Source organism: Rubrobacter aplysinae, assembly GCF_001029505.1.
Lineage (GTDB): Bacteria > Actinomycetota > Rubrobacteria > Rubrobacterales > Rubrobacteraceae > Rubrobacter_A > Rubrobacter_A aplysinae.
Genome location: NZ_LEKH01000001.1, coordinates 309,444 through 336,223, shown reverse-complemented (window position 1 = coordinate 336,223; position 26,780 = coordinate 309,444). Strand labels below are relative to the sequence as shown.

The 26,780-nt window shown below is 65.2% G+C and carries 23 protein-coding genes; 9 read left to right on the top strand and 14 right to left on the bottom strand.

What is annotated here, in order from left to right; genetic code table 11:
* Nucleotides 1-77 precede the first annotated feature (77 nt).
* The gene (galE, locus tag ABD53_RS01800) at nt 78-1,106 is read right to left on the bottom strand and encodes a UDP-glucose 4-epimerase GalE (protein ID WP_047863980.1); all 1,029 of its coding nucleotides are present in this window, start codon (nt 1,104-1,106) and stop codon (nt 78-80) included.
* A 282-nt stretch (nt 1,107-1,388) separates the two neighbouring features.
* Nucleotides 1,389-2,756, bottom strand: a complete 1,368-nt coding sequence (locus ABD53_RS01795; RefSeq protein ID WP_047863979.1) for a GH1 family beta-glucosidase — start codon at nt 2,754-2,756, stop codon at nt 1,389-1,391.
* A 267-nt stretch (nt 2,757-3,023) separates the two neighbouring features.
* Here ABD53_RS01795 and ABD53_RS01790 point away from each other — a divergent pair, with 267 nt between their 5' ends.
* From ABD53_RS01790 to ABD53_RS15545, 4 genes are all read left to right on the top strand, one after another.
* Nucleotides 3,024-4,592: an acyl--CoA ligase family protein gene (locus ABD53_RS01790; protein WP_047863978.1), complete on the top strand. Its 1,569-nt coding sequence runs from the start codon at nt 3,024-3,026 to the stop codon at nt 4,590-4,592.
* A 39-nt stretch (nt 4,593-4,631) separates the two neighbouring features.
* Entirely contained in the window at nt 4,632-5,327 is a 696-nt protein-coding gene (locus ABD53_RS01785) for a PhzF family phenazine biosynthesis protein (RefSeq protein ID WP_047863977.1), read from the top strand.
* A gap of 294 nt (nt 5,328-5,621) precedes the next feature.
* Nucleotides 5,622-6,977: a hypothetical protein gene (locus ABD53_RS01780; protein WP_047863976.1), complete on the top strand. Its 1,356-nt coding sequence runs from the start codon at nt 5,622-5,624 to the stop codon at nt 6,975-6,977.
* A 73-nt stretch (nt 6,978-7,050) separates the two neighbouring features.
* Nucleotides 7,051-7,965, top strand: a complete 915-nt coding sequence (locus ABD53_RS15545) for a class I SAM-dependent methyltransferase (RefSeq protein WP_053057543.1) — start codon at nt 7,051-7,053, stop codon at nt 7,963-7,965.
* 7 nt (nt 7,966-7,972) lie between these two features.
* Here ABD53_RS15545 and ABD53_RS17765 read toward each other — a convergent pair whose 3' ends face one another.
* From ABD53_RS17765 to ABD53_RS01740, 7 genes are all read right to left on the bottom strand, one after another.
* Complete coding sequence (locus ABD53_RS17765; RefSeq protein ID WP_160309595.1) at nt 7,973-8,977, bottom strand: MBL fold metallo-hydrolase; 1,005 nt, start codon at nt 8,975-8,977, stop codon at nt 7,973-7,975.
* Between the two features lie 21 nt (nt 8,978-8,998).
* Complete coding sequence (locus ABD53_RS01765) at nt 8,999-9,901, bottom strand: alpha/beta fold hydrolase (RefSeq protein ID WP_047863975.1); 903 nt, start codon at nt 9,899-9,901, stop codon at nt 8,999-9,001.
* Nucleotides 9,898-10,566, bottom strand: coding sequence for an MOSC domain-containing protein (locus ABD53_RS01760; RefSeq protein WP_047863974.1), 669 nt, complete (start codon nt 10,564-10,566; stop codon nt 9,898-9,900). The genes ABD53_RS01765 and ABD53_RS01760 overlap by 4 nt, the downstream gene beginning before the upstream one ends.
* Before the next feature lie 119 nt (nt 10,567-10,685).
* On the bottom strand, nt 10,686-11,864 hold the full coding sequence (locus tag ABD53_RS01755; protein WP_047863973.1) for an acetyl-CoA C-acyltransferase: 1,179 nt from the start codon (nt 11,862-11,864) through the stop codon (nt 10,686-10,688).
* An 80-nt stretch (nt 11,865-11,944) separates the two neighbouring features.
* A complete protein-coding gene (locus tag ABD53_RS01750; RefSeq protein ID WP_047863972.1) occupies nt 11,945-14,329 on the bottom strand; it encodes a 3-hydroxyacyl-CoA dehydrogenase/enoyl-CoA hydratase family protein in 2,385 nt (794 codons plus the stop codon).
* Between the two features lie 96 nt (nt 14,330-14,425).
* Nucleotides 14,426-14,740, bottom strand: a complete 315-nt coding sequence (locus ABD53_RS01745; RefSeq protein WP_053057541.1) for a PadR family transcriptional regulator — start codon at nt 14,738-14,740, stop codon at nt 14,426-14,428.
* Between the two features lie 201 nt (nt 14,741-14,941).
* Nucleotides 14,942-16,843, bottom strand: a complete 1,902-nt coding sequence (locus tag ABD53_RS01740; RefSeq protein ID WP_084709170.1) for an AMP-dependent synthetase/ligase — start codon at nt 16,841-16,843, stop codon at nt 14,942-14,944.
* Between the two features lie 233 nt (nt 16,844-17,076).
* Here ABD53_RS01740 and ABD53_RS01735 point away from each other — a divergent pair, with 233 nt between their 5' ends.
* From ABD53_RS01735 to ABD53_RS01725, 3 genes are all read left to right on the top strand, one after another.
* Nucleotides 17,077-18,282: an acyl-CoA dehydrogenase family protein gene (locus ABD53_RS01735; RefSeq protein WP_047863971.1), complete on the top strand. Its 1,206-nt coding sequence runs from the start codon at nt 17,077-17,079 to the stop codon at nt 18,280-18,282.
* 271 nt (nt 18,283-18,553) lie between these two features.
* The gene (locus ABD53_RS01730) at nt 18,554-18,853 is read left to right on the top strand and encodes a hypothetical protein (protein WP_152670520.1); all 300 of its coding nucleotides are present in this window, start codon (nt 18,554-18,556) and stop codon (nt 18,851-18,853) included.
* A gap of 102 nt (nt 18,854-18,955) precedes the next feature.
* A complete protein-coding gene (locus tag ABD53_RS01725) occupies nt 18,956-19,990 on the top strand; it encodes a zinc-binding dehydrogenase (RefSeq protein WP_047863969.1) in 1,035 nt (344 codons plus the stop codon).
* Nucleotides 19,991-20,099: 109 nt separating this feature from the next.
* Here the strand turns inward: ABD53_RS01725 and ABD53_RS01720 are convergent, their stop codons facing one another.
* From ABD53_RS01720 to ABD53_RS01710, 3 genes are all read right to left on the bottom strand, one after another.
* Nucleotides 20,100-20,627, bottom strand: coding sequence for an Hsp20/alpha crystallin family protein (locus tag ABD53_RS01720; protein ID WP_047863968.1), 528 nt, complete (start codon nt 20,625-20,627; stop codon nt 20,100-20,102).
* Between the two features lie 371 nt (nt 20,628-20,998).
* Entirely contained in the window at nt 20,999-22,612 is a 1,614-nt protein-coding gene (gene aceB, locus ABD53_RS01715; RefSeq protein WP_047863967.1) for a malate synthase A, read from the bottom strand.
* Between the two features lie 208 nt (nt 22,613-22,820).
* Complete coding sequence (locus tag ABD53_RS01710; RefSeq protein ID WP_047863966.1) at nt 22,821-23,009, bottom strand: hypothetical protein; 189 nt, start codon at nt 23,007-23,009, stop codon at nt 22,821-22,823.
* Between the two features lie 181 nt (nt 23,010-23,190).
* Here ABD53_RS01710 and ABD53_RS01705 point away from each other — a divergent pair, with 181 nt between their 5' ends.
* The gene (locus ABD53_RS01705) at nt 23,191-24,150 is read left to right on the top strand and encodes a LysR family transcriptional regulator (RefSeq protein ID WP_047863965.1); all 960 of its coding nucleotides are present in this window, start codon (nt 23,191-23,193) and stop codon (nt 24,148-24,150) included.
* A gap of 18 nt (nt 24,151-24,168) precedes the next feature.
* Here ABD53_RS01705 and ABD53_RS01700 read toward each other — a convergent pair whose 3' ends face one another.
* A complete protein-coding gene (locus ABD53_RS01700; RefSeq protein ID WP_047863964.1) occupies nt 24,169-24,669 on the bottom strand; it encodes a Clp protease N-terminal domain-containing protein in 501 nt (166 codons plus the stop codon).
* 162 nt (nt 24,670-24,831) lie between these two features.
* Between ABD53_RS01700 and ABD53_RS01695 the strand changes: the two genes are divergently transcribed.
* The gene (locus ABD53_RS01695) at nt 24,832-25,905 is read left to right on the top strand and encodes an isocitrate/isopropylmalate family dehydrogenase (RefSeq protein ID WP_047863963.1); all 1,074 of its coding nucleotides are present in this window, start codon (nt 24,832-24,834) and stop codon (nt 25,903-25,905) included.
* Between the two features lie 40 nt (nt 25,906-25,945).
* Here ABD53_RS01695 and ABD53_RS01690 read toward each other — a convergent pair whose 3' ends face one another.
* Complete coding sequence (locus tag ABD53_RS01690) at nt 25,946-26,701, bottom strand: SDR family NAD(P)-dependent oxidoreductase (protein ID WP_047864143.1); 756 nt, start codon at nt 26,699-26,701, stop codon at nt 25,946-25,948.
* Nucleotides 26,702-26,780 lie beyond the last annotated feature (79 nt).

Here is a 26,780-nt window from a genome sequence, read left to right as displayed (position 1 = left end):
GGTCGGGAAGCCCCGATCAGGCTAACACTATCCGGAACGCCCGCCACTAGCCGGGCTCCCCGTCTCCCTGAACGGGCTCAAGATTCTCCGCCTCCCCTGTCTGGGTAACCGCCGGGATGTAGCCGGAACCAGCTCCAGGCGTCCGAGATCATATCCTGAAGCCGGGGCTTTTCGGGCCTCCATCCGAGCTCGGCGTGTATCCTTTCGCTGGAGGCCACCAGTACCGGCGGGTCCCCGGCTCTGCGGGGGGATTCGGCGGCGGGTATCTCCTCTCCGGTGACCCTGCGGGCCTCCTCTATGACCTGCCGCACGGAGAAGCCCGATCCGTTGCCGAGATTGTAGACCCTGTGCTCGCCAGACTCCGCGCCTCCGGGTGACTCCAGCGCGAGCACGTGGGCCCGGGCGAGGTCCTCGACGTGGATGTAGTCGCGTACGGCGGTGCCGTCGGGACAGAGGTCGGTTGGGTAGTCGGTGCCGTAGATCTCGACGCGCTCCCTGCGCCCGAGGGCGGTCTGCAGCACGAGCGGTATCAGATGAGTCTCCGGCTCGTGATCCTCCCCGAACACGCCGTCGGAAGAGGCCCCGGCCACGTTGAAGTAGCGCAGGGAGGTGGAAGCCATCCCGTGGGCGGCGGAGAGGTCGTAGATCATGCGGTCCACCGCCAGCTTGGTCGCGCCGTAGGGGTTCGTCGGGATCTCCGGGCAGTCCTCGTGGATCGGCACCAGCTCCGGCGCCGGCTCGCCGTAGACGGCCGCCGTCGAGGAGAACACGAGCCTCCGCACGCCAGCCAGGATCATGGCCTCCAGCAAATTAAGCGAGCCGGTGACGTTCGTGCGATAGTACGCCTCGGGCCGTTCCACGGACTCGCCCACCAGCGAACGGGCGGCGAAGTGCAAGACGCCGTCGAAGCCACCGTCCGACACCACCCGCTCCAGCCGTCCGCGCTCTAGGAGGTCGCACTGGACGAGCCGCGCCCCCTCGGGCAACGCCTCCTCGTGGCCCTTGGAGAGGTCGTCGAGCACCGTTACCTCGTGCCCCGCGTCGAGGAGCCGGGCGGCCACGATGCTGCCTACGTACCCCGCGCCGCCCGTCACCAGCAGCCTCACGTCCCGGCCTCCGGCTCCATGGGCGGAGGATTGAAGGCAAAAGCCACGCCCTCCTGTATCGTCGGTCCCACGCGCGGCGTCACGGCCGTCTCCCGCGAAGCGCGGCCGGTAAGGCCGCTCCGACGGCGGCTCCGGGCTCTCGAGGAATCTTCCTCACGGCATCTTGCCGCGCTATCTACCGATATTCCTAGCGGTCCCAGGCTCACTCGCTTCCCTCTAACCGCGGCCTCTCTGGCCCCGTCAACGGCCTGGCGGGAATCCCGTTGCAAACTTCTCCGGCGGCTAGCTCTCTGGCAGATCATTGGCCCAGATAACTTTACGGTACCAGTGGGCGCTGTGCTTCGGGATGCGCTTTTTGGAGGCGTACTCGACGTACACCAGCCCGAAGCGCTTGGAGAACCCCTCGGCCCACTCGAAGTTGTCCATCAGAGACCACACGAAGTAGCCGCGCAGGTCCACGCCACGCCGTATCGCGGCCTCGGCGGCGCGGAAGTGGGCGTCGAGGTAGGCGACGCGTTCCTCGTCTCTGATCTCTCCGGCAGGGTCGGCGTAGTCGTGGAAGGCGGCTCCGCTCTCTGTTATGTAGATCGGCTTCCGCGTGTACTCCTCGTTTATCCGCACCAGAATCTCTGTTAGGCCTCCGGGCTCAATCGGCCAGCCCATGGCGGTGGTCTCGGCTCCGTGGGGCTGGACGGTCTTGGCCCCGAGGCCGGGGAAGCTCATGCCGGACGCCCGTCCCGTGCCCCGGTCCTCACGTACCGTGTGACGCCTGTAGTAGTTGACGCCGAGAAAGTCCACGGGCCGGGAGATGGTCTCGAGGTCGCCGTCGCGCACCAGTCCGGGGTCCGCAAGACGCGGGTAGAGATCCAGCATATCCTCCGGGTAGGAGCCGTTGAAGAGCGGGTCCAGGTAGAGGCGGTTGGCGTTGCCGTCCACCTTGCGGGCGGCCTCGCGGTCGGCGGCGGTATCCTTTCCGACGTGCGCCGGAGACAGGTTGAGCGTGATGCCGAGCTGGTTATCGCCGCCCATCTCGCGCATCGCGGCGGTGGCCAGACCGTGGCCGAGCAGGAGGTGGTGGGTCGCGGAGAGGGCCTCGCCGGTGCCGTGGCGCCCGGGGGCGTGTACGCCGAGTCCGTACCCGAGCCAGGCGGAGACCCAGGGCTCGTTCAGCGTGATCCACACTGGCACCTCGTCGGCGAGTGCCTCGTAGACTATCGCGGCGTACTCGGCGAAACGGTCCGCGGTGTCGCGACTCGTCCAGCCGCCGCCGTCTTCTAGCCTCTGCGGAAGATCCCAGTGGTACAAGGTTAGCGCGGGCGTGATGCTCCGGTCCCGCAGCCCGGCCACGAGACGGCGGTAGAAGTCGAGGCCGGGCCCGTTTACCGGTCCCGAGCCTTCCGGCTGGATCCGGGGCCAGGAGACGGAGAAGCGGTAGGCTTGCAAGCCGAGCTCCCCCATCAGGTCCAGGTCCTCTTCGAGGCGGTGGTAGTGGTCGCAGGCGACGTCTCCGGTGTCGCCGTGCAAGACGTTGCCCGGCTTATAGGAGAAGGTATCCCAGATTGAGCGCCCGCGGCCGTCCTCATGCGCCGCGCCCTCGATCTGGTACGCCGCGGTCGCCGCGCCCCACAGAAAGCCCTCCGGGAAAGCCATACTCCTCCTCTCCAGCCCTCAGCCCCTCACCGGTACACGCTGGCGCGGATTATACGCGGCTACGTCCGTTAGACATGAGACGCATTCCACGCCTCGGTCGGGCTTTACGGCCTGCGCTAGGAGCTCGGCTGCAGGCTCTCTATGTGCTGTATCTCGGAGTCGTCCAGCGTCAGATCGGACGTGCCGGGCGGCTTTGACGCCTGAGGCTTAACGACTCATATATACTTTCCGGGTCAGGGGGTGAAGCTAGAGATTAGAGGTGAGGGTATGACAGACAAGGTGTACCGTAGCGAGCTGACGCCGGTGAGCTTTCTGAGGCGCAGCGCGTACATGTTTCCCGACAAGGAGGCCGTGATCTACGGTGGCCTGCGTCGGTCCTACCGGGAGTTCGAGGAGCGCGTGAACCGGCTGGCCTCCGGGCTAGGAGCCGCCGGGCTCAGCAAGGGCGACCGGGTAGCCTTTCTGTGCCCGAACACCCCGCCGCTTCTGGAGGCCCACTTCGCCGTGCCCGCCGCTGGGCTCGTGCTCGTGGCGATAAACACCCGGCTCTCGGCGGAGGAGATCTCTTACATCCTAGATCACTCCGGCGCGAAGCTGCTCTTCGTGGATCACGAGCTGGAGCACCTCGTCGCCGACGAGCCCGTAGAGCGCGTACGCATAGACGACACCGCCAAAGAGGGCGACCCCTACGAGGATTACCTGGCGGCGGGCTCCCCCGAGCCGCGGCAGATGCCGCTCGAAGACGAGGAAGAGACCATCTCTGTGAACTACACTTCGGGCACCACCGGACGACCTAAGGGCGTTATGTACACCCACCGGGGAGCCTACCTGTGCGGGCTCGGGAACGTGATCGAGACCGGCCTGGGCTACGACTCCCGCTACCTGTGGACGCTGCCGATGTTCCACTGCAACGGCTGGACCTTCCCGTGGGCGGTCACCTCGGTCGCCGGCACCCACGTCTGCCTGCGGCGCGTGGACCCCGCGAACGTCTGGGATATGCTGGTAAACGAGGGTGTAACCCACTACTGCGCCGCCCCGACGGTCCAGATCGGGCTCGTCAACGACGAGACCCGCCGGGCTCTCGATACGCCGGTCACCGCCCCCATCGCCGGAGCTCCCCCCTCCCCCACGCTGCTCGGTCAGCTGCGGGAGCTGAACATCCAGCCGCTACACATCTACGGCCTCACCGAGACCTACGGACCCATAACCACGAGCGGGGCCCACCCGGAGTGGGAGGATCTCGACGACGAGGAGCACGCGCGGGTGATGGCCCGTCAGGGACAGGGCTACGTTACAGCCGACCTCGTGCGGGTCGTGGACGAGGAGATGAACGACATCCCGCGCGACGGCGAGACGATGGGCGAGATCGTGATGCACGGCAACATGGTGATGAAAGGCTACCTCGACGACGAAGAGGAGACCGAGGAGGCTTTCAAAGGCGGCTGGTATCACTCCGGTGACGTGGCCGTGTGGCACCCCGACGGCTACGTGGAGATCAAGGACCGCTCCAAGGACGTGATCATCTCGGGCGGCGAAAATATCTCCACCATAGAGATCGAGCAGACCCTGGACATGCACCCGGCGGTGCTGGAGGCCGCGATCGTCGCCATCCCGGATGAGAAGTGGGGCGAGCGCCCGAAGGCCTTCGTTAGCCTCAAAGACGGCGAGAGCGTGACAGAGGATGAGCTAATAGATTTCTGCAAGGAGCGCATAGCCCGCTTCAAGGCCCCGGCCGCCGTAGAGTTCGGAGACCTCCCGAAGACCTCTACCGGCAAGGTCCAGAAGTTCGTCCTCCGCGACGCCGAGTGGTCCGGCAGAGACCGCAAGATCAACTAGGTCCAGCTAGAGGCCAACCAGCCTACCGGGAGCAGGGTTATGCCCACACTGCACGTGCTCAAGGTCTTCGTGGGAGAGGACAGCGGCGGTGGCCCGGTCGGCGGCAACCCGCTCGGGGTGTTCCTCGATGGCGGGGATATCCCGGAGGAGGAGCGCCAGCCCGTAGCCAGAGAGCTGGGCTTCTCGGAGACGGTCTTCGTGGAAGACCGGCCCTCCGGCGCCCTGCGCATCTTCACCCCGACGACCGAGCTACCGTTCGCCGGACACCCGCTGGTCGGGACCGCCTGGCTACTGGCGCAGGAGGGGAATGAGGTAAGCGCGCTACGCCCGCCCGCCGGTGGGGTGCCGGTACGCGGCGCGGACGATATGACCTACATCATCGGCAGGCCGGAGTGGGCCCCGCCGTTCGAGCACGTCGAGTACGGTTCTCCCGGAGAGATAGACAGCCTCGAAGGGCCGCCGCCCGGGCTGGATCAGGCAGGAGTCTGGGCCTGGGAAGACGAGGCGGAAGGTCTGGTCCGGGCGCGCGTCTTCGTGCCGGAGCTCGGCATATCCGAAGACGAGGCCACCGGGGCGTACGCCGTAAGGCTCTGCGCGCGGCTCGGGCGGGAGATCTCGATCCGGCAGGGCGTGGGCTCACGGATACAGGCCAGGCCCCTGCCCGACGGCTCTGTAGAGATAGGGGGCCGGGTGCGGGCCGTGGAAGAACGGGACTTCGAGATAAGCTCAAGATGAGTTCGGGATAAACGGGTAGAGCTTCTGCCGGGGCCAGAGGAGCAGGGCCCGCGGAATATCTACTCGACACCCCGATTCTCGCTGCACGGCCCGAACCTACCCGGTCGTCCTAACAACCAAGCGCTCCTCGAAGTCATCCAGAGCGTCCGGTAAGAGGCGCGCCCCAGGCCCGCAGTGAGCACCTCGCGGAAGCGTGACCGGCGTTACCCTAGAATCTACGCGATCCATGGGCCGGCCACCGGAGAGCTAACAGAGAGACGAGGATTGAAGGGTAGCGGCGTCGGAGCGGCAAAATTGTATAAGGGGTCCAGGCGTACCCTGGATTCGCTGCGCCCTCCGCTTGGCGCGGTGTTTCTAATCGCTTACGCCGTATCCGCGCTGTCTCCGGTCGCCACCGCCACCTGGGTCTTCGTAGGCTCCGGCGTGCTGCTCTGGGTCTTCTCGGTGCCCTGGGCGAATCCTTTCCACCGGGGGCTTGCGGTGGTAGCCGTCCTGGCGTTCACGGCGGTGCTGGTCTCGGGGAGCCTGGAGCCCGGGGGGTTTGTAGAGGGTCTGCCGACCTACTACGGTATCGTCGCGGTGCTCCTGGTGCTTACGGTGGCGGGGTACCCGATCCGGGCCGCGCGTTTCGAGCGGCACGTCGGGGACCTGCTCGCCGCCATGTCGAGCAAGGGCGTGGGGCTCAGGTCGGCCGGGGGAGGCCTCGGTCACATACTCGGGGTCGCTCTGGACGTAGGCTCCTTCGTGCTGGTGGATGCCTTCTCCAGCGGGGCCCCGAGAGAGGAGCGGCTGGGCGCGCTCGTCACCGCCGGGCGCGGGTTCTCGTTTATCCCGGTCTGGGCCAACCTGAACATAATGACCGCGACCACGATCACGCTGACCGGCGTGACGTACCCGGCACTGCTCGTCGTCGCCCTCCCGTTCGTCGTACCGGGTATGGCTATAACCCTCCTGCTGGCGCAGCGCGAAAGCCCCGGGGCCCCGGATACATCGGCGGTCAGGCCCTCCGCTGAAGCGATGCTGGTACCACTGTATCCCCTGCTGCTGGTGGCGGCGGTCGCCGTGACCGGGCACCTGTTTCCTGGGGTGCCGCTAACGACGATTATCGCGCTCACGGTGGCCGCTGTGGTGGTCGCCATCGCGGTGTGCGCCGCCCTGATCACGCAAAGATCCTCACCGGCCACGAGACTGGCGCGGGAGACCCGCGGCTCGCTCTCGGCCTCGCACAACGAGTTCGCGCTCTTCGGCTCCGCCGGGATACTGGTCCTCTCCCTGACCCAGCTCGGGGCGCTCGCACCCCTGGGTACGCTCTTTTCGAACCTCCCCGTGCCGCTCGTCGCCCCGGCGCTCGCCGTTGCGATAGCCCTCGGCTTCATAGTCGGGATACACGCGATCCCGATGGTGCTGCTCATAGACGCGGCCTTCCCGCTGGATGCGGGGCCTTCCCCGGCGCTGTGGGCCCTGGCGGTGCTGCTCGGCGTGCAGTGCGCCATCATGACGACGCCTTTCTCCAGCAGCGTCACCATGCTCTCCCGCCTGACCGGCCGGCACCCGTTCGAGATCGGGCCGGGTCGCAACTGGAAGTTCTCGCTCGTCTCCGCCGTCTGCGGCCTGGTCTATCTGGGCCTGCTCTCGACGCTGCTACTCTAGGCGCTGCGGCCTCATACCGGCCGGCCCTGCTACGATAGCCTCAACGGAGCATCTGGAGATTTTTGGAGGATATTTGCCGCGCTTTGAGATACACTGGGTCCTGCCGCTGGACAGGCTCAGGGCCGTTCTCCGGCCGGAGGCCGGGACCGGCGAGGAGCCGTCGGCGGACCCCGCGCGGGAGGCGGAGAGGCTCGCCCGGGGCCTGCACGACGCCCGCCGCACCTCCCAGAAGCGGAAGGAGAGGATCTCCACGCTACAGGCGGAGCTGGACGGGCTGCGGACGGCCCGCGCCGAAGACCGGCGGTGGCTCCACTACCTGCTCTCGGACGCCTTCGAACGGCGCGGCCCCTGGGTAACCGGCATCGAGGTAGACGGCAGGATCTACGGCCGGACGGCGCGCCACAAGAGCCCGCGCCTAGAGGAGTTCTTCCGGACCTTCCCCGAGGCTTCCGGGGGTAGGATTCTGGAACCGGGCTCTCTGGAGGGTGCGATGACAGTCGAGCTCGCAAAGCGAGCAGAAGCGGTGGTCGGGCTGGAAGGAAGGCCCCGGAGCGTGGAGCGGGCGGAGTTTCTCAAGGGTCTGTTCGGGACGGAGAACGCGACCTTCCACGTGGAGGATCTCGAAGAGACCCGGCTGTCCGACTACGGCGAGTTCGACGCCGTGTTCTGCTGCGGAGTGCTCTACCATCTGGCCCGCCCCCGCCTCTTCGTGGAGAGCATGGCCGCCACCTCCCCGAACCTCTACCTCGACACCCAGTACGCCCGCCCGGAGTGGGAGCTCACGCAGCGGGAAGGTCTGTGGGGCTGGGTGCGCCACGAAGACCCGGATAACCCCCAGAGCGGCCTCTCCGAGACCGCTTTCTGGCCCACCCTGGAGGAGCTTTACAGGCTCCTGTACGAGAGCGGCTACGGGCGAGTGGAGACCCTGGACTTCCTCCCGGACAACCGGCACGGCCCCAGGGTACACGTCGCCGCCAGCCGTCCCTGATCTCCGGTTATCCGGTGGCCTCGTAGCGCACCACGCCATCCTCCGAGCGCCGGGCCCGGCCCTGGTATTCGAGGTGCTCGAGGTGCGCGAGGGTCTCCGCCAGGGCGAAGACCTTCTGGTAGCCGCTGAGGCCGCCCCGGAACACGACGCGGGAGACCTCGTACGGCGTGCGCGGGCCCTCGGTGAGGGTGGCGAGCATAGCGTCGAGGCGCTCGTCGTGGTGCGCCAAGAGCTCGTCTATCCTGCCCGTAAGGTCGTGGAACACCGGGCCGTGGCCCGGCAGGATCAGCGCGGCGTCCAGGCCCCGCAGGCCGGTGATGGAGTCGAGGTAGCGGGCGAGCGGGAGCGGCCGGGACTCGGGCCACAGGCCGACGTTTGGCGTGATCCTGAGCAGGAGATGGTCGGCGGCGTAGAGGATTCCGCGTCTCTCGTCGTGCAGCATTAGCTGGTACTCGGCGTGTCCCGGGGCGTGGATCACCCGCGCCGCACTACCGCCGAGATCCAGCTTTCCCCCCGCGGACAGCGGCCTCATGTCATCCGGCAGCCGCAGCCCGGAGCGGTTTCCCGAGGCGGCTTTCTCGGCCATCTCCGGGGGCATGCCGTGACGGATCATGTCGCCGGTAAAGAGGTCCGCGCTCCTCTCGGACTCCCACACCTGCCGGGCGTTCGGAATTTCCTCTTCGAGCATGTACACCGGCGCGCCGGTGCGCTCTTGGAGCCAGCGGGCGGCCCCGATATGGTCCGGGTGGAAGTGGGTAACGACTATGCGCGCCACGTCGGCGCCGAGATCCAGCCCGACGCTCCGGGCGCCGCGCTCCCACGTCTCGTAGGTATCGGGGTACTCGTAGCCCGCATCCACGATGGTCCAGCCGTCGTCGCCCTGGATCAGGTACACCGAGACGAACACGAGCGGCAGCGGCACCGGCACCTTGAGCTGGTACACGCCCTCCGCGACCCGTGCCGCCTCCCCTACCGGCTGCGTCGCCAGATTCGAGGGCTCTACCGGCTGCACGCGCCCTATACCGGACACGGTCTACCCGGCGCGAGTAAAGAAGTCCAGTATCTCCCGATTCGCAAGCTCGGGAGTCTCGTAGTGGACGAAGTGCCCGGCTCCGGGCACGGTGGTAAGGCTGTAATCCTCAAAATACTCTCCTAGTCTGTCGGACCATTCGGCCCTCAGCACGGGGTCGCTCTCGCCCCACAGAAAACGCGCCGGGGTCTTTATCTTTGGCATCTCCAGAGCCCCGTGACGCATCATCTGCATCCGGCCCTTATCCGAGGCGAGATACCAGTCAAAGCCCCCCTGCAGGTTACCCGGCTTCATGAAGTTGTCCACCCAGTGCTCCAGATCCTCCCCGAACAAGCCCGGCTCGTGCGCCCAGTGATCCAGGAAGTGGCCGACGTACAGGCGGCAGGACTTCCGGTCACGGCCGACGAGATCGGCTGCCCACGGCTGCTGGTTGAAGGTCTGGTACCAGATCTCCCGCACCGACTCGGGCTCGAGCCACCGCCGCCCAATACCGGGATACACACAGTTGAAGAAGAACAGCCCGGATACCCGCTCCGGATGCTCGCGGGCAAAGGCCTGGGCCACGTACGAGCCCACGTCGTGGCTGACGATCCCAAACCTCTCCAGCCCAAGCTCGTCGGCCAGAGCCAGCAAGTCCCCCACCATGTGAGCCTGTAGCGCCTGCGGCGGGTCCGGCGTGCCCGGCTTCTCGGTGTCCCCGAACCCGCGCAGGTCCGGCACGATCACGTCGAGCTTCTCTGCCAGGGGCCCGACGTTCTTGCGGTACCCGTACCAGAACTCCGGCCAGCCGTGCAGCAGCACGACCGGCTCTCCCCAGTTTTCCATGCCGTGCCGGACGTAGTGGAGGCGGATGCCGTTCGCCGCGACGTACTCGTGGTTCCAGCCGCCACCGGAGGCCGGGCTCATTCGCGGGCCTCCTCCGCCCCACATGAAGGCCCTGAAAGGAGTCTCTCTAGCTGCTCCTCTTTCTCGATGCGGGCGCGGATCGCTATCGGGGCGGCCAGGTAACGTCGGATGATCGCCTCGCCGGGGTCGGGCTCGAAGGCGTCGCGGAACATCTCCAGGTTCCCGACCTCCGGCCCCTCGTACGGCTCGCGGCACACCGTATCGCCTTCACGCACAAACTCCTCCCGAACGACACGGCAGTACGCCCCCGGACGCTCTGCCTCCCTGAACAGCTTGACGAACCGCGGGTCCTCCATACGGGTTGCCAGGGTTACGCACGGTATTCGCGGCGCCGTAATCTCCAGCACCACCGATCCCACGTGCAACCGGTCACCCACGAACGCCCGCGCGCTCTCGAAGTCGGCCACGGTCAGGTTTTCCCCGAAGGTCCCGGGCGAAAGATCACGACTCAGCTCTCCGGACCACCACTCGTAGTCCGGCACGCCGTAGAGATAAACTGCCTGGTCCACGCCGCCGTGGTTCTCCTCGTCCGATACCGTGTCTCCGGCGAGCCCGGCGTGGGTTATCCAAACGGGGCCCGCCGCAGGAGCTTTGAAGATCCCGGTCTTCCCCTTGGCATTCCGCATCGGACGCTCCGACCCGACGTTCAAGCTAGACAGCTTCATTCAGACACCCTCGCAAGTACCGCCCGGCCCGGAGGAGGCGACATTCCGAGCCGGACGTTATTGGTCTTCCGGGCGGGGATGCGCGTGAGCCCCGCCCACCGATGGTAGGCTAACGTGCCCTAGTTCTGCAGATTCTCGAAGATCCCGGCCGCACCCATGCCGCCGCCGATGCACATGGTGGACATACCGTACTTCGAGCCTTGGCGCTTCATCTCGCTCAGAAGCTGGATGGTGAGCTTCGTACCCGTGGCCCCCATCGGGTGCCCGAGCGCAATGGCCCCGCCGTTCACGTTGGTCTTATCGAGGTCCATGCCGGTCTCCCGGATCACGGCCAGCGCCTGCGCCGCGAACGCCTCGTTGAACTCGAAAAGGTCTATTTCGGACAGGTCCATTCCGGCCTGCTTTAGCGCCTTGGGGATGGCGTAGATCGGGCCAATGCCCATAACCTCGGGCCTGACCCCGGCGACAGCGAACCCGACGAACCGCGCCAGCGGCGTTAGCCCGCGCCGCTCGGCCTCCTCGCGCTCCATCACGACGACGGCGGCCGCGCCGTCAGACCGCTGGCTGGAGTTGCCCGCCGTGACCGTGCCGTCCTGCTGGAACACGGGCGAGAGCTTTGCGAGCTGCTCGGCGGAGGTATCGCGCGGGCCCTCGTCGCGCTTGAAGGTGGTCTCCTGGTGGCGGACCTCGCCGCCGTCCTCGACGTAGTCGAACTCCACGTCTACCGGGGCTATCTCCTCGTCGAAGACTCCGTTCTGGACCGCGTTCTTCGCCAACGTGTGACTGCGCAGTGCGAACTCGTCCTGGTCCTCGCGCGACACCCCATACTCCTTGGAGACCTGCTCGGCGGTTAGCCCCATGCCCATGTACACGGCGGGGTTAATGTCCATCAGCTTCGGGTTCGGGGCGAAGTTCGGCATCTCGATGGTGGTGGACATGTGCTCGGTGCCGCCTGCGACTATTGCGGTAGCGTGTCCGGCCATGATCCTCTCGGCGGCGATCGCGATGGTCTGCAGCCCCGAGGAGCAGAAGCGGTTCACGGTCTGGGCCGGCACGCTCTCCGGCATCCCGGCCAAGATGGAGCACTGCCGGGCGACGTTCATGCCCTGGGTACCCTCGGGCATGGCGCAACCGATGATCACGTCCTCTATCTCCTCGGGCGAGAGCCCCTCGGCCCGGTTCATGGCCTCTTTTATGGCGGCGGCGGCCATGTCGTCCGGGCGGCTCGCCCGCAGCGTGCCCCTGGGAGCGCGCCCGACGGCGGTCCTGGCCCCGGCGACGATTACGGCTTCCTTCATTCGTCTCTCCCTTTGCTCATGAATCTTGTATTCATTTGCCGCTACTTTGCGACTTTCTCCGTGTCTCTACGCTGGTTATGCTAGTTACGCAGCGGCTTGCCGGTTTCGAGCATCGCGCCGATGCGCTCCTGGGTCTTCTCGTTCTTTAGCAGCTCCAAGAAGGCGTTCTTCTCCAGCGTGAGGATGTACTCCTCGTCTACCCACTGCGGCAACGAGATGCCGCCGCCGGTTATGGCGCTCGCGAGCCGACCGGCGATGACGCCGTCGTACTCGCTTGCGAAGTGGCCCCACTGCAGCGTCTTCACGCCGACGTCGAGCGCGGCCTGGGCGGCCTTTCCGGCGGCGTAGACGTTCTTGCCCCGGGCGGGCGGGGCGTAGCCGTCGGCGAGGTCGAGGACCTCCTGTTTGGCGGTCTGGATCAGGTGGTCCGGGTTGAGGACGATCCGGTCCTCCTCGTCCAAGAAGCCCATCTCCCGGGCCTCTACCGCGCTGGTTGCGACCTTCGCCATCGCGATGTTCTCGAACGCCTTCTGCACGAACGGCAGCGGCGGCGTGCTCGGCGCGGCGGCGATGGCCGGAGACAGGCTGCGCCGGACCAGCTCCTTCACCCCGCCTCCGGCCGGGATCAGGCCGACCCCGGCCTCGACGAGGCCCATGTAGGTCTCCCCGGCCGCCACAATACGGTCGGCGTGCAACGCTATCTCCGCGCCGCCGCCGAGGGTCTGGCCGTGCGGGGCCGCGACCACCGGCTTCGCGGCGAAGCGGAAGCCCATGAGTAGCCCGTGCAGGGCGTCCACCCGCTTACCGACCTCATCGAGCTGACCCGACTTGGCGGCCATGATGATCTCGCCGATGTTCGCCCCGACGGAGAAGTTACCGCCGTCGTTGCCGACAACGAGGCCCGTCCAGTCCTCGTTTTCCAGCCGGTTCAGGGCCTCGTAGCCGATCTCTATTACGTCGCCGTCTATGGAGTTGCCGCGGGAGTGGATCTCGAAGCACAGCACGCCGTCTCCGAGGTCCAGGAGGCTCGCCGAGTCGTTGCGGGAGATCTCCCTGTCCTGCTCGCGCAGGTCGTCGAGCTTCACGGCGAGCGGGTCCTGGCGTACTGGCTCGTAGGTCTTCTTTACGGGGCTGAAGACGACCTCGCGGCCGTTCTCCTCTTTATAGAAGCTCTCGTTGCCGGCTTCCAGCATCTCGTCCACCCAGGGCGCTACCTCGATGCCAAGGCCCTTCATCTGCTCCGCCGTGTCGCGCACGCCGAGCAGGTCCCACTTGCGGAATGGACCGGCGCTGTGGCCGAAGCCCCACTCCATGGCGTGGTCCATGTCTTCGAGGGTGTCCGAGATCTCGGGCACCCTCCTGGAGGCGTAGGCCATGTACGGGAGCAGGGTGTCGCGCAGAAAGCGGGCGTGGGTATCCTCGTCGGCCTTCTGCATCAAAAAACGCAGCCGCGCCCCGAGGTCTCCCTGCTTCTTCGCCTCACGGGCTATCGGGATCTCGGGCTCTTCGGCCGGATGATGCTCGAAGGTATCCAGGTTGATCACGTCGAAGACGGTCGCCCCGTCGCGCTTGGTGCGCTTGTAGAAGCCCGCGCCGGTCTTGTTGCCGAGCAGGTTCTTCTCCAGCATCTGCTTTAGCACCGGGTGGGGCTTCAGGTCTTCGAGCGACTCGTCCTCGGGGACGGCGTTTACCAGGTTCTCGGCGACGCCAACGGCGATGTCGAGGCCAACCTGGTCGTTGAGGCGGAAGGTCGCGGTCTTGGGGTGGCCGATGAGTGGGCCGGTTATGGCGTCTATCTCCTCTACGCCGTAGCCATTCTCAAGGGCGTAGGTAACCGACTGCATCCCGGCGAAGCTGCCGAGACGGTTGCCGATGAAGTTCGGGGTATCCTTGGCGATCACACCGCCCTTGCCCAGGACCCGCTCGCCGAAGGTGCGCATCTTCTCGACGACTTCGGGGTCGGTGTCGGTGGTCGGGATCAGCTCCAGGAGCTTGAGGTAGCGCGGCGGGTTGAAGAAGTGGGTTCCGAGGAACCGCTTGCGGAAGCCCTCGGAGCGGCCCTCGGCGACCTGGTTCAGCGGGATGCCGCTGGTGTTAGAGGTGATCACGGCATCGTCTGGCACGAGGCTTTCGAGGCGGGACATGAGGTCCTGTTTCGGCTCCAGCTTCTCGACTATGGCCTCTATTACCCAGTCTGCGTCGGAGACGCGCTCGATGTCGTCGTCGAGGTTGCCGAGCCGTATCCTGTCCGCCAGGCTCTTGCTCATCAGGGCCGCCGGCCGGGCCTTCTTCATCCGGTCGAAGCCGGCCTTTACGACGGCGTTCTTATCTCCCCCGGACTCGGAGTCGGACGAGGCTATGTCCAGGAGATCCACCTCCAACCCCGCGTTCGCCGCGTGTGCGGCTATCGCCGCGCCCATCGTCCCGGCCCCTATAACCGCCACCTTGCGTATCTCCCTGCTCACATCATCTCCTTTTGCGATTCCAACTCTGTTCCGACTCTGCTCTGACTCGGTCTCTCTACCTTCAAAGCCCGACTTCAGCCGTAGATAAACCGTAGATCAGCCGTAGATCTCCCGCTGCAGCGATTCTATGGCGCTCTGTACCCGCAGCAGGTGCCCCTCGAACAGCTCCTTTACCTCCTCGTACTTCACCTCGCCACTGGGGGTAATGCTGTAGAAGCGGCGGCTCTTGGACTCCGGGTTCTCCCACTCGCCGACGATGTAGCCTCTATCCTCCAGCCGCCGCAGGAGCGGGTAGATGGTGTTCGGCGAGACGGTCATCGCGCCGCCCGTGATCTCGCCCATCTGCTTTATGATGCGGTTTCCGTACTCGGGCTGCTTGCGGAGCATGTGCAGCACCAGGAGCGGAAACACGGTCTTCGACTTTACCTCGCTGAGGAATACTTCCTTGGGTGTTACCGACGTGTTCTGTATCTGAGCCCTCCTTTTACCCGCGTTTCCCCGCCCGGGACGTATACGGGCCGTATAGGATTTATAGGCACCACGAACCCCGGTCGAGTCTAGCAACGGCGATACCGGCCCACAACCGTTGCACGACCGCCGCGCCGGACCGTATCACCCGGCGTACAGCTCCTCGACGAGGTCCCCGTAGCGATCCTGCACGGTGCCCATCCTTACCTTCAGCGTCGGCGTCAGCTCTCCCTCCTCCTGTGACAGCTCGCGGGGCAAGAGCGCGAACTTCTTCGGACGCTCGTAGGCGGCGAGATCCGAGGTGGCGGCCTGTATGTCCCTCTCTATTACGGCGCGGGCCGCCTCGTCTCCAGCTAGCTCGCCGTCCGAGACGTTGGACACTTCGGAGCCGAGAGTCCGGCGCAGAGCCTCGTAGTCGGGGACGACGAGGGCGGAGACGTACTTGCGCCCGTCGCCGACGAGCACCGTCTGGGAGATGTGCGGCGCGGTGGCGAGCGAGGTCTCCACGAGCTGCGGCGCGACGTTCTTGCCGGTGGAGAGCACGATAAGGTTCTTTGCCCGGTCCGTGATCCTCAGGTACCCGGCCTCGTCGAACTCGCCGACGTCGCCGGTACGGTAGAAGCCGTCCTCCGTGAACGCCTGGGTGGTGGCCTCCTCGTTGTTCAGATACCCCCGCATGACGCTCGGTCCCTTTACGAGCACCTCGCCGGTATCGTCCGTCTTTACCTCCAGGTTGCCCAGCGGCGGCCCGACGGTCCCGAAGCGTACCCTTTCGAGAGGGTTGCAGGAGATCACGGGCGACGTCTCCGTGAGCCCGTAGCCCTCCACTATCCTCACGCCGGCGGCGTAGAAGAGCTTGCCTATCTCCGGGTTCAGCTTCGCCCCGCCGGAGACGAAGTACTTGAGCCGCCCGCCGACCGCCTCCCGGAGCCTGGCGAACACCAGCCGGTCGTACACGGCGAGCTTGAGCTTCAAGACCCCGCCGACCGTGCCGCCGGCGCGCTCTATCTCGTAGGCCCGCTTACCGGAGGCCATCGCGTCCTCGAAGAGCCGCTTCTTGAACCCGCCGCCCTCGGATGCGTTCTGGAGCACCCGGTCGTACATCTTCTCGTACAGCCGCGGGACGCTGATGCAGAGGTGCGGCCTGACCTCCCGCAGGTTCTCGGGCACCTTCTCGATGGACTCGGCGTAGTAGATGGTGCATCCGGCGGCCAGCCCCAGATAATGCCCCGAGGTGCGCTCGAAGACGTGCGAGAGCGGCAGCACGGAAAGCATCACGTCGTCCGGGTGTATCGGCAACGTCTCGAAGATGCCTTCGAGGTTCGAGAGCAGGTTCCCCTGGGTCAGCATCACGCCCTTTGGCGGCCCCGTGGTGCCGGAGGTGTAGATAACCGTCGCCACGTCGTCGCGCCGGATGCACCGCCAGCCCTCCTCCCAGCCACCGACCGGGGCGGCGGCCCCGGCACGCTCGACATCCTCGAAGCTGCCGAAGTTGCCAAAGGGCGGCGCGTCCTCGGCCTCCTCCGCCCCGCCGGGCTCCACGACGACGAGGCTTTCGAGCGCCGGCAGCCCGTCCCGCCCGGAGGCTACTCGCCGGAGCAGCTCTCCGTTCTCCACGACGACCGCCTTTGCCCCGGAGTCCGCGAGGATGTGCGCCACCTGTCCGGCTTCGAGCGTGGGGTACACGGGGACCGTGATCGCCCCGAGGCTCTGGGCTGCGAGGTCTGCTATGGGCCATTCCGGGCGGTTGTTCGACATCAGCGCGACCCTGTCGCCCCGGCCTACTCCGAGACCGGCCAGGCCGGCCGCGAAATCCCGGACCCTCTCGTAGAGCCTTGCGTAGGAGATCTCCCGCCATCTTCCGGCGGCCTTCGCGGCGAGCGCGGGCTTCGCCCCCCGCCGCTCTACCGTCTGGGCCAGCATCCCCGGCAGGCTGTCCAGATCCTCTACCGCGCTCCCGTCTACCGTCCCCGCCGTACCTGCCGCGCTTGCCGTGCCCGAAGCACCCGTCACGTCTATCCCACCTAGCGATTCCCGCTGCTGCATACCACCTCTCCTCGTGTGTCCCGGGCTCCCCCACCCGTGAGACCGTCCAGATCGTCCGGAGGTTGTTGTCAGTTTTGATAAGCTTAAATATAATAACATTCCGAGATTCGGCAAGGTCGATCGGAGTTAGGCGGGGCCTCACGCCACCGTGCTAGAGTTGAGGCAGGTCAGTACACGACCGCCGGGGCGTTTGGCGGGCGGTTGTGAAGAGAACGGTCAAAGGAGGATCTAGCTTGATAGCCGACGTAGCTACTTCACTGGGGACGGACTTCTACGGGTTGGACGAGTCGCTCACGCAGGAGGAGCGCCAGATCCGGGACAAGGTTCGCGAGTTCTGCGACCGGGAGTTGATCCCGGTGATGAACGATTACTGGGACCGGGCAGAGTTCCCGTTCGAGATGATCCCGAAGTTCGCCGAGCTCGGCATCGCCGGCAGCACCATCCAGGGCTACGGCTGTCCCGGCATGAGCAACCTGGCAACCGGGCTCGTGGGCATGGAGCTCGCCCGCGGCGACGGGAGCCTCAACACCTTCTTCGGGGTGCACTCGGGGCTCGCTATGGGCACCATAGACATACTCGGCAGCGAGGAGCAGAAAGAGCGCTGGCTGCCGGCCATGGCGAAGATGGAGAAGATCGGGGCCTTCGGCCTCACCGAGCCCGACCACGGCTCCGACGCCGTCGCACTGGAGACGATGGCCGAGCAGGACGGAGACGAGTGGATTCTGAACGGCAAGAAGAAGTGGATCGGCAACGGCTCCTTCGCCGACATCATCATAATCTTCGCCCGTAGCATGGAGGACGGCCAGATCAAGGGCTTCGTCCTGGAGAAAGGCGACGAGGGCATAGAAGGCTTCTCAGCCGAGATTCAGACCGGCAAGATGGGCAAGCGCGCCGTGTGGCAGGCCGAGCTGACCCTGGAGAACGTGCGCGTGCCAGCAGCGAACAAGCTCGTCGGCGCGAACTCCTTCAAGGACACCTCGAAGGTCCTTACCGCCACCCGCTACGGCGTCGCCTGGGAAGGCGTCGGCCACGCCATAGCCAGCTACGAGGCCGCCGTGACCTACGCCAAGGAGCGCGAGATCTTCGGCCGCTCCGAGGCCAGCTACCAGCTCATCCAGAACAAGCTCGCCAACATGCTGACCGAGATCACCAACATGCAGCTCATGTGCTTCAGGCTGGCGGAGCTTCTGGATCAGGGCAAGATGACGCCCGGCATGGCCTCGATGGCGAAGATGAACACGGCCAAGAAGGGCAAGCAGGTCTGCTCCGACGCCCGCGACATCCTCGGCGGCAACGGCATCCTGCTGGAGTACCAGATCGCCAAGCACCTCGCCGACATGGAGGTCGTCTACACCTACGAGGGTACGGACATCGTGCAGTCGCTGATACTGGGCCGGGAGATCACGGGCGTCCAGGCCTTCGCCCCGCCCCGCGACTAACATCTACCCAACATCCGCACCAATACGCACCACACGGGGCCGCCTCCCATCGGAGGCGGCCCCGTTTTCTTGGGCTGTGCCCCTGTAGTAGGATCGTGCGAGTAGCTATTTTCCGCCCGGGAGGCCCTGGTTGGAGACATCTCAACGGCGAGGCTGGTTGATCGCGGCTTTCGGCGGCGAGCCCAGAGAAAGCACCAGATACCGGCTACCCCTCTCGGTGACCCTACTAATAGCTTTTATACTCTTTATAATTTCCACCTCTGATAGAGGGTTGGTCGATCTTGCTATTCTCGCGCTCGTAATTTTCTTTGTTTGCAACTCGGCCGGAGACAGGATCTGGGCTAATAACACGAGAGCTGCAGCCTGGACGAGGCTTGCAGGGGCCGGGAGCGTACTTCTAGGGACGGCCGCGTTCGCCGCGCACCTTTACGTGGAGCGGAGCTGGATCTTCCTGGCGCTGGCCCTGCCGGTGATCTCCATCGCGATAGTCTTCTGGGTTCAGGTCCTCGGCGACCGTATCAGGGAAGCTTCCGAAGAGTCCGAGGATTCGGAAGACTCGGCCCCCGGGTAACGACGAGGGCTGGCCTGCGCCCGGCGTCGGGAGAGAAACCAGTCTCTCAAGTATGATGTGCCCTGTAGTCGCTTCCAAACGAGTCCAATAAAGGAGTCATTCATGAAAGCGATAGTTCTGCACGAGCTGAACGGACCGGACAGCCTGAGCTACGAGGACTGGCCGGAGCCAGAGCCGGATACCGGGGAGGTTCTCGTAAAGCTCAAGGCCGCCGCCCTGAATCGGCGCGACGTGTTCGTTACCCAGGGCCAGTATCCCGGCGCCAAGCCCGACGCTCTGCCGGTTATACCCGGCTCGGACGGCTCCGGGGAGCTGGTGGCCATAGGAGATGAGGTCGAGGGCGTAATAGAGGGTACCCCGCCGGTAAACAGCGACGTGGTCATCCACCCCTCGCTGTACTGGGGCGACGACCTCCGCATCCCCGGCAAGGATTACCGAATCCTCGGCCTGCCCGAGAACGGCACCTACGCCCAGTACGTGAAGGTACCGGCGGAGAACGTCTTCCGCAAGCCGGCTCACCTGTTGCACGAGGAGGCCGCCGCCCTCCCGCTCGCCGCTCTCACCGCCTATCGGGCACTCGTGACCCGGGGTGGCATCCAGGAGGGCGACACGGTCCTCATACCCGGCATCGGCGGCGGCGTGGCAACCTTCCTGGTGCAACTCGCCACCGCCCTCGGCGGCCGGGTTTTCGTCACCTCAAGCTCGGACGAGAAGATCGAGGCGGCCAAGCGGGACCTCGGCGCGGAAGGCGGCGTGAACTACGGCTCCGACGGCTGGCAGAAGGAGCTCAGGAGCATGTCCGGCGGGATAGACCTTTCGGTAGACTCCATCGGCGGCGACGTCTTCGATGCCCTGGCGACGCTGGCGAATCCGGCCGGACGCATCGTGACCTTCGGGGCGACGCGCGGCCCCGTACCGAACCTGGTGCTGCCCAAGATCTTCCTCAAGCAGCTAGACGTGCTCGGCACCGCTATGGGCAGCGCCCAGGAGTTCGAGGAGATGCTAAAGCTCTACGAGGACCGGGGCCTGAAGCCGAAGATAGACTCCAGCTACCCCCTTGAAGAGACGGCCACCGCGCAAAAGCGCATGGATGCCGGCGAGAACTTCGGCAAGATCGTGCTAAACGTCCCCGAGTAATTCCGCGGTTAGGAGGCGGCTCTCCTATTTTGGCCCGGTCACGCGGTCGCGCGGTCGCGAGCCTGGAGCCGCCTCCTAACCATCCACCGCGGAGGCCCGCATTGTCCGGTTAGCCGCGGGGCTTCTTCGCACCCCGGACGTGGATGCGCCGGGAGCGGTCCTCCGCCGCGCCCACGACCCGGACCTGGAGGAGCCCGGCTCCGAAGGCGGCCTCGACGTCGTCTTCGGTGGCCGTCCCCGGAAGCTCGACGGAACTCTTGAACGGGCTATCTTGCACGGGCCCGAGGTTCAGATTGCCGGAGACAAAGTCTTCGACGGTGACGTTCTCCAGGGAGGGCAACTCCTTCCTGACCCCGGAGACCACGATGGAGTTACCGTGTAACGTTAGGTCTATGTCCTCGTGCTCTACGTCCGGCAGTTCGAAGTACACTAGCAGGTCGCCGCCAGCCGGCATCTCCGTTACTACCGGTTCCCAATGCCGGGCGACGCGCGGACGGCGCGACCCGGGCCTGGCGTCCGCGCTGTGCGCCATCTCCAGCATCCGGCTCATCTCCTGTAGCACACCCCAGACCTGCCTCAGCGGCCTGCCGAGCGTGTAGCCTGACTTCGACGTGTTTCCTCTGCGCTCTTTCTGCATAGCTCTCTCCGGCTCTCGTAACTCCTGGGCTCCACGAAACCCATCTTTTCCCAACACCGCGCCAACAAAACATCCTACTCCGAAGCAAGAGATAAAATATCAGCGACTTTTTGGTTTCTAATTGCACAACTTTTTTGCTGTGCAAACTACCTTAACCCGTAATCTACAACAGGAAAGCGGCCTACAAAAGGCGAAAGCGTGCGCTGGATCACAAACACCGGAGGTCCGGGGTTTAACGGGCATAGGGTTTCTGTTAGTGGAGTACGGTCCACTAACACCAAGAGTTGCGCGAGACCCGCGTCCGCGCGCGAGACGACGTGAGGGACCCCCTGACGGGAGGTCCCTCACGGACTTTCGGGTATGGGAGGAGCCTAGTCCAGGTACTCGTAGGCGGGGATGGTCAGGAAGGAGACGAACTCCTCGGAGGTAGAGAAGCGATCAAAGAGCTCGGCGGCCTTCTCGTACTCGTCGGCCTTGAAGCGTTCCTCGCCGACGAGGTCCCGAATCTTCCACAGCTCCTCGTCGGCCATCTGCCTGAATAGCTGGGTATCCACGTGACGGCCGTCTTCCAGGATGCCGTTCGGGTGGTGGATCCACTGCCACACCTGGGCGCGGCTTATCTCGGCGGTCGCCGCATCCTCCATGAGGTTGAAGACCGGCACCGCCCCGCGTCCGGCGAGCCACGCACCAAGATACTGGATGCCGACGCTTATGTTGTTGCGGAAGCCCTGCTCCGTTATCTCACCGTCCGGCTTCGCCAGTAGCTCCTCGGCCGATGTCTGAAAGTCGTCGCGGGGCTTTGACTCGATCTGGTTAGCCTGCGGCATCCCCTCGTCGAAGGCCTCTTTCGCCGTCGGGACCATGCCCGGATGGGCGACCCAGGTGCCGTCGTGGCCGTCTTCGACCTCGCGCTCCTTGTCGGCCTTTACGGCGGCGTAGGCTTTCTCGTTCTGCTCCTTATCGCCCTTTACCGGGATCTGGGCCGCCATGCCGCCGATGGCGTGCGCCCCGCGCTTGTGGCAGGTCTTGATGGTGAGCTGCGAGTAAGCCCGCATGAACGGCACGGTCATCGTGACCTGCGCCCGGTCTGGTAGGAGCAAGTCGTGCTCACGGAACTTCTTGATGTAGGAGAAGATGTAGTCCCAGCGGCCGCAGTTGAGGCCCGCTGAGTGCTCGCGCAGCTCGTACAGGATCTCGTCCATCTCGAAGGTTGCGAGGATAGTCTCTATCAGGACGGTTGCCTTGATGGTGCCCTGCGACAGCCCGACCTCTTCCTGGGCCATGACGAAGATCTCGTTCCACAGCCGGGCTTCGAGGTGGCTCTCCATCTTGGGCAGGTAGAAGTACGGTCCGGAGCCGCGGCTCAAGAGCTCTCGGGCATTGTGGAAGAAGTACAGCCCGAAGTCGAAGATCGGGGCCGGCACCTCGCGGCCGTCCACGATCATGTGCTTCTCGAACAGGTGCCAGCCCCGCGGGCGTGCTATTAGGACGGCGGGGTCCTCTATTAGCTCGTAGTGCTTGCCGGAGTTGGGATCGTCGTAGGAGATCTCACGCCGGATCGCGTCGGCGAGGTTGATCTGGCTGTCCATCATGTTCTGCCACGTCGGGCAGTTGGCGTCCTCGAAGTCGGTCATATACGTCGGCGCGCCGGAGTTCATGGCGTTGATGCACATCTTCCGATCCGGCGGGCCCGTGATCTCGACTCTCCGGTCCTGGAGATCCTGCGGTATCGGCGCTATCGTCCAGTCGCCTTCGCGGATGTCGCGGGTCTCTTCGAGAAAGTCCGGCATCTCGCCGGCCGAGATCCTCTTCTGACGCTCGTCGCGGAGGGCCAGAAGCTCGTCGACCCTGGTGGTGAACCTCCGAGCCAGCTTGGCGACGAACTCGACGGCCTCCGGCGTGAGGATCTCCGCCGTCCTGTCGGCTACCGGAGCGTGTACCTCTACCCCGTCACCGTAACGCTGGATGTTCTGGGTCTTGCCCATGTAAGAGACTCCTTCCCTGCCTGGTAGAAACTCGTGCCCGCTCCAAAACCGCTCCAAAACCGCTCCAAAACGTCCCGAAGCTCCGGACGTATCCGTGGCGGGCCCCCGCTACTCTAGCAAGTAGTCCGGGGAGCCCGCCACAGGGTATTCCACATCGCGGTATGTGCCTCCAGAAAGGAGGTTGGTCCGGCGGGTCTTGCGCCGCTTACTAGGCCGGGGTCTTGGCGGGCTGCACGTAGACGACGGTGGCGGTGGGGTGGGTGCGCCACCGGTAGAGCACCTGACACTCTCCGAACGTGTCCAGCGTCACGGTCTGCCCGATCTCCGGCGTCTTCTCCTCGTAGGTGCGCTCAAGGATCTCATCCGTCTCCGGGTCCCTGTACTGTATCGGCGTCATCCTGCTCCTCCTTCGAAACTTCCGAACCTTCCGAAACCTACCTTCCGTCCACGACTCAAAGTTAACAGCGGTCTTGCTATCAGTCCAATTGTTTGCTTGAATTGTCTCTATAAATAAAACCTATATCCGCTGCGGTTGGTCAGGGCTTGCCTCCGGCGGCGGGGGATTGAAAGGGGCGGGATTGCTGTTTCGGCAGCTAGAGTGTTTTCTCGCGGTGTCGCGGCTCGGGAACGTGAGCCGGGCCGCGGAGGAGATGTACCTGACACAGCCGACGCTCACGGCGCGACTGAAGGCGCTGGAGGACGAGGTCGGGGATCAGCTTTTCGTGCGGACGAGCCGGGGCGTGCGGCTGACCGAGGCCGGCAGGGAGTTCGTGCCGTACGCGGAGCGGTGCGTCGGCAGCTTCGCCGAGGGGGTGCAGCATCTCAAGGAGCTGCGCGGGGCGTCGGCGGGGCGTTTGATCCTGGGCGCCTCGCCCGGGGTCGGGACGTATGCGCTGCCGGGGCTGCTAGAGCGTTTCGCCGGGGCCTACCCGGACGTGGCGATCTCGGTCCGGACGGGGCACTCCGAGGAGATCCTGAACATGGTCCTCAAGGAGGAGGCGCAGCTCGGTCTGACCCGCGGCGTGCGCCACCCGGACCTCGAGAGCATGTCACTGTACGACGACGAGCTGGTGCTCGTGGTGGACCCGCAGCATCGCTTCACCGAGACGGGGACGGCCGAGATCTCGGAGGTCGCCAAAGAGCAGATCATCCTCTTCGACTACGCCTCTAGCTACTACGAGGAGACCCAGGCCGTCTTCCGCAATGCGGGCATCCGAGAGCTGCATACGATGGAGCTCGACAACATCGAGTCCGCAAAGAGGATGGTCGAGCACCGCCTCGGCGTGTCCTTCCTGCCGCGCACCTCGGTGGTCCGCTCGGTGGCGGCCGGTCATCTCGTAATGATAGAGGTCGAGGACGCCCCGGTTCTCAGCCGCTCCATCGTGGCGCTGCACCGGCGGGACGTGCCGCTCACGGCCACGGTATCGGCGTTCCTGGAGGTGGCCGAGCAGATGGGCCAGACCCCGAATCGCTCGGAGCTCTCCCCCACCCTGGCCGCCGAGTTCGAGAACCTGCAGCTAATAGATCTCTTCACCTAAAAAAGGTACAAGTCACTCTCAAAGCTCTGGTATAAGCTGCGATACGCTCACCCCTAGATACCGGAGAATCCTGGTTGCCACAGCATCCTCATCCAGGAGGATTCCGTACAATACATGCTCGGGCTCAATGTCCGTATATCCAAGCTGGCGGCTGCGTCCATCGGCTGCAAACATGGCGGCCGTGTGCTGTGGTGTATTGAGCCACTTCGACCGCTTCGGTTCGACTGGTTTTGTTCCATTGAGCAACTCTACGAGTGAACGTACCTCTGGTAGAGAAACGTTACGCCGCCGGAGGCTCATGGCAGCCTCTCCCACCTCTTCGGCGAGTATTGCTACCAGCAAGTGCTCGGTGCCGATACGCTCGTGGCCAGAGCGTCGGGCTTCTCCGAGAGCCCTGATCTCAACCCCCTTGGTACGCTCCGAGGCAAAGGCCCACAATGGACGGCGATCTGGATGCCTCCAGTCACCCGAGACTACGGTGCCAATGCCCTTCCAGAACCTCTCAAGCAGAGCGATCAAGATCCACCACCTCTCCCTACAGCTCCTACTCGGAAGAATAGTAGCATTGCGAGGCGAGCCTGTGAGCCGGGGCTTCGAAAACGTATACTGCCTGTGGAGCCCGGCCGGGGTCGTTCCACGGTATTGCAGTAGTACACGTTTCAGAAACCCAGAGGTGCGTTAATGGACAGAAAGACCATCGTGGTGATGGAGGGCGATCAGACCGGGCAGGAGCTGCTCGAAGAGGCCTTGCGGGTGCTGGATCCGGCGGTAACCCAGCTAGAGCTGGATTTCGAGCGGTACGACCTGTCGCTGGAGAACCGCAAGGCCACCGACAACGGGGTGGTACACGAGGCCGCCGCGGCCATGAAGGAGCACGGCTTCGGCATAAAGGCGGCGACCGTCACCCCGGAGGCCGGCTCGCTCGGATCGCCGAACGCCATCCTGCGCAAGGGGATAGACGGGACCGTGATCGTACGCACCGGCAGGCGAATCCCCGGTATAAACCCGATGTCGGGCGTACACGCCCCCATCTCCGTCGTGCGCATGGCCGTGGACGACGCCTACGGCGCGACCGAGTGGCGGGAGGGCGAGGACCTGGACGAGGTCGCGTACCGTACGGAGAAGATCACGCGCGGCGTGTGCCGGGGTGTGTCGGAGTTCGCGTTCATCCAGGCGCGCAAGATGCGGGCAAAGGTCTTCGGCGGCCCGAAGTACACCGTCTCACCCGTGTACGAGGGGATGCTCAAGGAGGAGATGGACCGCGCCGCCGAGAAGAACCGCGACACCCGCTATGACCCCCAGCTCATAGACGCAACCTACGCGCTGCTCCTCGGCACCTACGGCGAGCCGCTCGTGATCCCGACGCTGAACCGCGACGGCGACTGTCTCTCGGACATGGTGCTGCAGATGTTCGGCTCCATCGCGGGGGCGGAGAGCCTCCTGATCTCACTGGACGAGGACTTCGTCGCCCAGACGATAATGAGCGAGGCCCCGCACGGCACCGCCCCGGCTCTGGAAGGTAAGAACGTCGCGAACCCGATGGCCATGATCCTGGCCGGAGCGGCCCTGCTCTCGTTCATGGACGACGATCAGGCCAGCCTCATAAGCCGCGCCATCTACGAGGCCACCTTCGAGATAATTCTGGACGGCGTCCGAACCGCCGATCTCGGCGGCTCCACCGGCACCTCGGAGTTCACCGACGAGGTGATCCGGCACGTCAGGAACAAGCGCGAGGTCTGGAGCGCGCTGGCCTAACGCCGCCCTGCGCGGGGTCTGGAACGGGGTTGTACCGGCTCTATCCCAGGATCTGTGAGCCGCCAGAGATCGGCAGGGCAACGCCAGTGATGTACTTGGACTTCTCCGAGCACAGCCACACGGCGGCGTCGGCCTGATCCTGGGCCTCGCCGCCCTTTTTCATCGGTATCCCTTCGAGGTACTGCGCGTAGGCCTCGGGTGACTCCTCCGACCACTTTTCGAGCGAGGCGGTAACGGTCAGGCCGGGGCATATTACGTTCACGCGGATGCCTTCGGGCGCGAACTCCATCGCGGCGGACTGCGACATTCCGATTATCCCCCACTTGCTCGTAATGTACGGCGTCATGCCCGGCGTGCCGCTCAGGCCCGCCATTGACGAGGTGTTCACCACCGCCCCGCCGGTACCCTGCTCGTGCATACGATCAAGCTCGTACTTCATCCCGTTGGCCGTGCCCAGGATGTTGATGTCGAGGACCTTCCGCCACGCGGAGGTCTCCTGCTCGGTTATCGGCTTGTTCTCTGAAGAGATGCCGGCGTGATTGTGGGCGAAGTCCAGGCTCCCCCAGAGCTCGACGACACGCCCGACGAGCGCCGCCACGTCCTCCTCCCGGCTAACGTCCGCGTGCAGATACTCGGCCTCCCCGCCCGCCGCGCGGATCTGGCGCACGGTCTCCTCGCCGGCCTCGTCCGCAACGTCGGAGACGAGCACCCTCGCTCCCTCCCGGGCGAAGGTCAGCGCGCTCGCGCGGCCAATACCGCTGCCCGAGGCGGTTACCAGCCCGTTCTTTCCGTCCATGAGTCCCACAGCTAGATCTCCTCTCACAATCACCCGAGTACACGTCCGGGCCGCAGGACCCGGAACTTCCTACACTTCC

What these genes read in the sequence shown, in the direction of transcription:
- ABD53_RS01790 (WP_047863978.1), top strand. Translation starts at nt 3,024, where the DNA reads ATGACAGACAAGGTGTACCGTAGCGAGCTGACGCCGGTGAGCTTTCTG.
- ABD53_RS01725 (WP_047863969.1), top strand. Translation starts at nt 18,956, where the DNA reads ATGAAAGCGATAGTTCTGCACGAGCTGAACGGACCGGACAGCCTGAGC.
- aceB (WP_047863967.1), bottom strand. Translation starts at nt 22,612, where the DNA reads ATGGGCAAGACCCAGAACATCCAGCGTTACGGTGACGGGGTAGAGGTA.
- ABD53_RS01795 (WP_047863979.1), bottom strand. Translation starts at nt 2,756, where the DNA reads ATGGCTTTCCCGGAGGGCTTTCTGTGGGGCGCGGCGACCGCGGCGTAC.
- ABD53_RS01710 (WP_047863966.1), bottom strand. Translation starts at nt 23,009, where the DNA reads ATGACGCCGATACAGTACAGGGACCCGGAGACGGATGAGATCCTTGAG.
- ABD53_RS01690 (WP_047864143.1), bottom strand. Translation starts at nt 26,701, where the DNA reads ATGGACGGAAAGAACGGGCTGGTAACCGCCTCGGGCAGCGGTATTGGC.
- ABD53_RS01765 (WP_047863975.1), bottom strand. Translation starts at nt 9,901, where the DNA reads ATGAGCCCGGCCTCCGGTGGCGGCTGGAACCACGAGTACGTCGCGGCG.
- ABD53_RS01785 (WP_047863977.1), top strand. Translation starts at nt 4,632, where the DNA reads ATGCCCACACTGCACGTGCTCAAGGTCTTCGTGGGAGAGGACAGCGGC.
- ABD53_RS01760 (WP_047863974.1), bottom strand. Translation starts at nt 10,566, where the DNA reads ATGAAGCTGTCTAGCTTGAACGTCGGGTCGGAGCGTCCGATGCGGAAT.
- ABD53_RS01720 (WP_047863968.1), bottom strand. Translation starts at nt 20,627, where the DNA reads ATGCAGAAAGAGCGCAGAGGAAACACGTCGAAGTCAGGCTACACGCTC.
- ABD53_RS01695 (WP_047863963.1), top strand. Translation starts at nt 24,832, where the DNA reads ATGGACAGAAAGACCATCGTGGTGATGGAGGGCGATCAGACCGGGCAG.
- ABD53_RS01755 (WP_047863973.1), bottom strand. Translation starts at nt 11,864, where the DNA reads ATGAAGGAAGCCGTAATCGTCGCCGGGGCCAGGACCGCCGTCGGGCGC.
- ABD53_RS01740 (WP_084709170.1), bottom strand. Translation starts at nt 16,843, where the DNA reads ATGCAGCAGCGGGAATCGCTAGGTGGGATAGACGTGACGGGTGCTTCG.